Genomic DNA, 3,561 nt, shown 5'->3' on the forward strand with positions numbered 1-3,561 from the left:
TCCTCCCCCCGTACCTCCTCCTCGGCGCCGCAGCCGCCTCCCTCCTCCCCGCCTGGTCCCGCCAACAGCTCGACCTCCCGGTCCTGCCCCGCACCGAACGCTGGTGCGTAGCCCCGGCCGGGGCAGCGGTGACGGCCCTGATCAGACACCTACTTCCACCGCCACCGACCCGCGCCTGAGAGTCCGACTAGCGCGACTGTGCCAGGGGAAAGGAAGCCCGCTGTCGCCACCGTGTCCCGTCGTAGATCAGCAAGTCGACCGCGGAGACCCGTGCGGTGACGGGGAGCCCACTGAGCAGGGCGGCTTGGGCGTCCCGCAAGACGTCGTCGCCATGTCCCTGTGCGACGGTCAGGTGGGGGACAACATCGTCGAACTGCCCGCCGAAGGGCGGGTTGTCGGGCCACCGCTCCACGACCGCCTCGGTCAGACCCCTGAATCCGGCGTCCGGTTCGGGGTCGAGATACAGCACTCCGGGAAACCGGCCGCACCGCTCGAACCGGACCGTGAAGGACTCGTGCCTGCCGAGCACCTCACCGATCGCGGCGCAGACTCCGTCATCGATGCTGCGCGCGTCGAGAAACGGAAAAAGCACCGTGACATGTGCCGGAACGCCGGCAGAGGCCGAGGGATCAAGCCGGTCACGCCACGCCCGTACCAGCGGCTCCGCCTCCGGAACCCTGACGATCAAACCCGAATGCCCTGCCTGGAGTCCCTGCCTGCCGTCAGCCGTCATCGCGTCTGTCTACCAGCCCCCTCGGCGGGCGGCGACCCCGCTTTTCGACCCGTCAACGCGATGCCGCCCGCCGCAGAACGCTCCTCAAGTCCTCTCACCGTGCGCAAGGGACGAGACGTACTCCCACAACTCCTCCCGCGCCTCCTCCGAATCCGCTCCCGCCGCGAGGGGGTACGTAGTCGGCCGAGGCCGCCGATCGTGCCAGAACAGGCCGTCGTTCTCGGTGGCCTCCGAAGCCGCGCCGAGCCAGACGATGGTGTCGGCCCCCTGGGCAGGGCTGCGGATGATGGGCCGGGTCACCGCCCGGAAGACCGGAAGCCACTGCCGTACCCCCTTCGTGTCCGCCCACCCCGGATGCATCGAGTGCACATGCACACCCTGGTCGTGCAACCGCTCCGCCCACTTCTCGGTGATTACCACCTGAGCCCGCTTGGTGCGGGCGTAGAACTTCTTCGGGCTGTACGGCGTCTCCTCGGACTCCGGATCACCGGCGGGAAGCTGCTGCCCGTACTGCCCGCCCGAGGTCACGTTGATCACCACCGACGGCGCGGAGCGGGCGAGCAGCGGCGTGAGCTCCTCGATCAGCACCCAGGGCGCCAGCACATGCGTGGCGAATGTCAGCTCCACCCCGTCCACGCTGTACTGCCGCTCGTCCGGCATCACCCCCGCGTTGTTGACCAGCACGTCCAGCCGGTCCTCCTCCTCCAGGAACCGCGTGGTGAAGTCCCGCAGCGCGGCCAGACTGCTGACGTCGCACACGACGGGCCGTACGTCGACGTCGTCTCCTGCCTGCTCCCGCGTGAGCGCGGCGGCCTCTTCGGCACGCTGCTCGCTACGGCCGAGCACCCGCACTGAGGCCCCCAGCCTGGCGAAGCCGACGGCGGCCGCGAGACCGACCCCGGACCCCGCGCCGGTGACCAGGACGACCTTGCCGTCCATCCGCCCGGGCCCGTCGGGCCAGTCCGGCAGGGCCTTGCGCACGAGCAGTCCGGGCCAGCCGTAGCCGAGGACGACGGAGCGGTCGAGGGCGGTGTCGATCAGCGAGGTGACACTCATGGCATCTGCCGTACCCGTACGCGCGCCCTCTTCACACGGCTGAGCGCCCCTCGCCCCACGGATGGGGGAGGGGCGCTCGGCGTCCGGGTGTCAGGCCTTGTGCTGCATGCTGCTACGGGCGGGGTTGCCCTGGTCCGCGGCCTTCGGGTCCTTCTCGGCGGCCTTGGCGCGCACGCCTTCGGCGATCCGCGCACCGATCTTGGCATCGATGTTGGACCAGTACTGGAAGGCACGCTCGAGCACGGGCTCGGTCACGCCGTTCAGAAGGTGGCCGACGACGTTGTCCACGAGCCGGTCGCGGGCGTCGTCGTCCAGCACCTCGCGGACGAGAGTGCCGGCCTGCCCCCAGTCGTCGTCCTCCGCGTGCGAGACGTAGGCCGTACGGGTGATGTCGCCGTCGGTGTGCCAGGTCGGTGGCGTGCCGTACCTGGCGGTGTCCGCAGCGGGTCCGCCCTTGGAGTTCGGGGCGTACACCGGGTCGGTGGTCTTGCGGTACGCCATCGCGCCGTCCTTGGAGTACGTGTGGACGTCGGTGATGGGCGCGTTGACCGGGAGCTGGGCGTAGTTCGCGCCGATGCGGTAGCGATGCGCGTCGGCGTACGAGAAGAGCCGGGCCAGCAGCATGCGGTCGGGGCTCGGTCCGATGCCGGGCACGAAGTTGTTCGGCTGGAACGCGAGCTGCTCGATCTCCGCGTGGTTGTCCGTCGGGTTCCGGTCCAGCGTCATCCGGCCGACCTCGATCAGCGGGTAGTCGCCGTGCGGCCACACCTTGGTCAGGTCGAAGGGGTTGAAGCGGTAGTCGGCGGCGTCCGCGTACGGCATGATCTGCACGTACAGCGTCCAGCTCGGGTGGTCCCCGTCCCGGATGTGCTCGAACAGATCACGCGTGTGGTAGTCGGTGTCGGCCGACGCCATCTGGTCGGCCTCGTCCTGGGTGAAGAACTCGATGCCCTGGTCGGTCTTGAAGTGGTACTTGACCCAGAACTCCTCGCCGGCCTCGTTGATCCACATGTACGTGTGCGAGGTGTAACCGTTCATGTGCCGCCAGGTGCGCGGCACACCCCGGTCGCCCATCAGCCAGGTGACCTGGTGCGCCGACTCGGGAGAGAGGGTCCAGAAGTCCCACTGCATGTCATGGTCACGCAGGTTGTTGTCGGCGCGGCGCTTCTGGGACCGGATGAAGTGCTGGAACTTCATCGGGTCCTTGACGAAGAACACCGGGGTGTTGTTGCCGACCATGTCGTAGTTGCCTTCGCTGGTGTAGAACTTCACCGCGAAGCCGCGCGGGTCACGCCAGGTGTCCGGGCTCCCACGCTCTCCGGCGACGGTCGAGAACCGGGCGACCAGATCGGTACGCGTCCCCGGCTGGAAGACGGCCGCCTTCGTGTACGGGGTGACGTCCCCCGTCACCTCGAAGTGCCCGAAGGCCCCGCTGCCCTTGGCATGCGGCTGCCGCTCGGGAATGCGCTCCCGGTTGAACTGGGCCATCTGCTCGATGAGGTACGCGTCCTGGAGCAGGATCGGCCCGGCGGGCCCGACGGTGAGCGAATGCTCATCGCTCTCCACCGGGGCGCCGGAGTCGGTGGTGGTGCGGGGAGTCTCGGTCATGGTGAGCTCGCGGTTCCTTTCCAAAGCGCCGGGCCCGACGGGTACCGCACGCCGTGCCGACGGTTATGGGCTCAGGGGTACCGGGTGACCGGCGACGGGGGGTGGCAAACGTGGGCAGGGACGGGATGACCTGGGTGGGTGAAGTTCCGGCCGCAGGGACGGGG

Annotated in this window: 3 protein-coding genes; all 3 read right to left on the reverse strand. The window is 69.1% G+C overall.

Annotated elements, in window-relative coordinates; translation table 11 throughout:
• Positions 1-187: 187 nt before the first annotated feature.
• Entirely contained in the window at positions 188-733 is a 546-nt protein-coding gene (locus CCN33_RS22305) for a 2'-5' RNA ligase family protein (protein ID WP_086695310.1), read from the reverse strand.
• Between the two features lie 84 nt (positions 734-817).
• Positions 818-1,789, reverse strand: coding sequence for an SDR family NAD(P)-dependent oxidoreductase (locus CCN33_RS22310; protein WP_086695311.1), 972 nt, complete (start codon positions 1,787-1,789; stop codon positions 818-820).
• A 90-nt stretch (positions 1,790-1,879) separates the two neighbouring features.
• Positions 1,880-3,397, reverse strand: coding sequence for a catalase (locus CCN33_RS22315; RefSeq protein ID WP_086695312.1), 1,518 nt, complete (start codon positions 3,395-3,397; stop codon positions 1,880-1,882).
• Positions 3,398-3,561: the final 164 nt, after the last annotated feature.

This window comes from Streptomyces recifensis, assembly GCF_002154615.1.
In the GTDB taxonomy this organism is placed as follows: domain Bacteria; phylum Actinomycetota; class Actinomycetes; order Streptomycetales; family Streptomycetaceae; genus Streptomyces; species Streptomyces griseoluteus.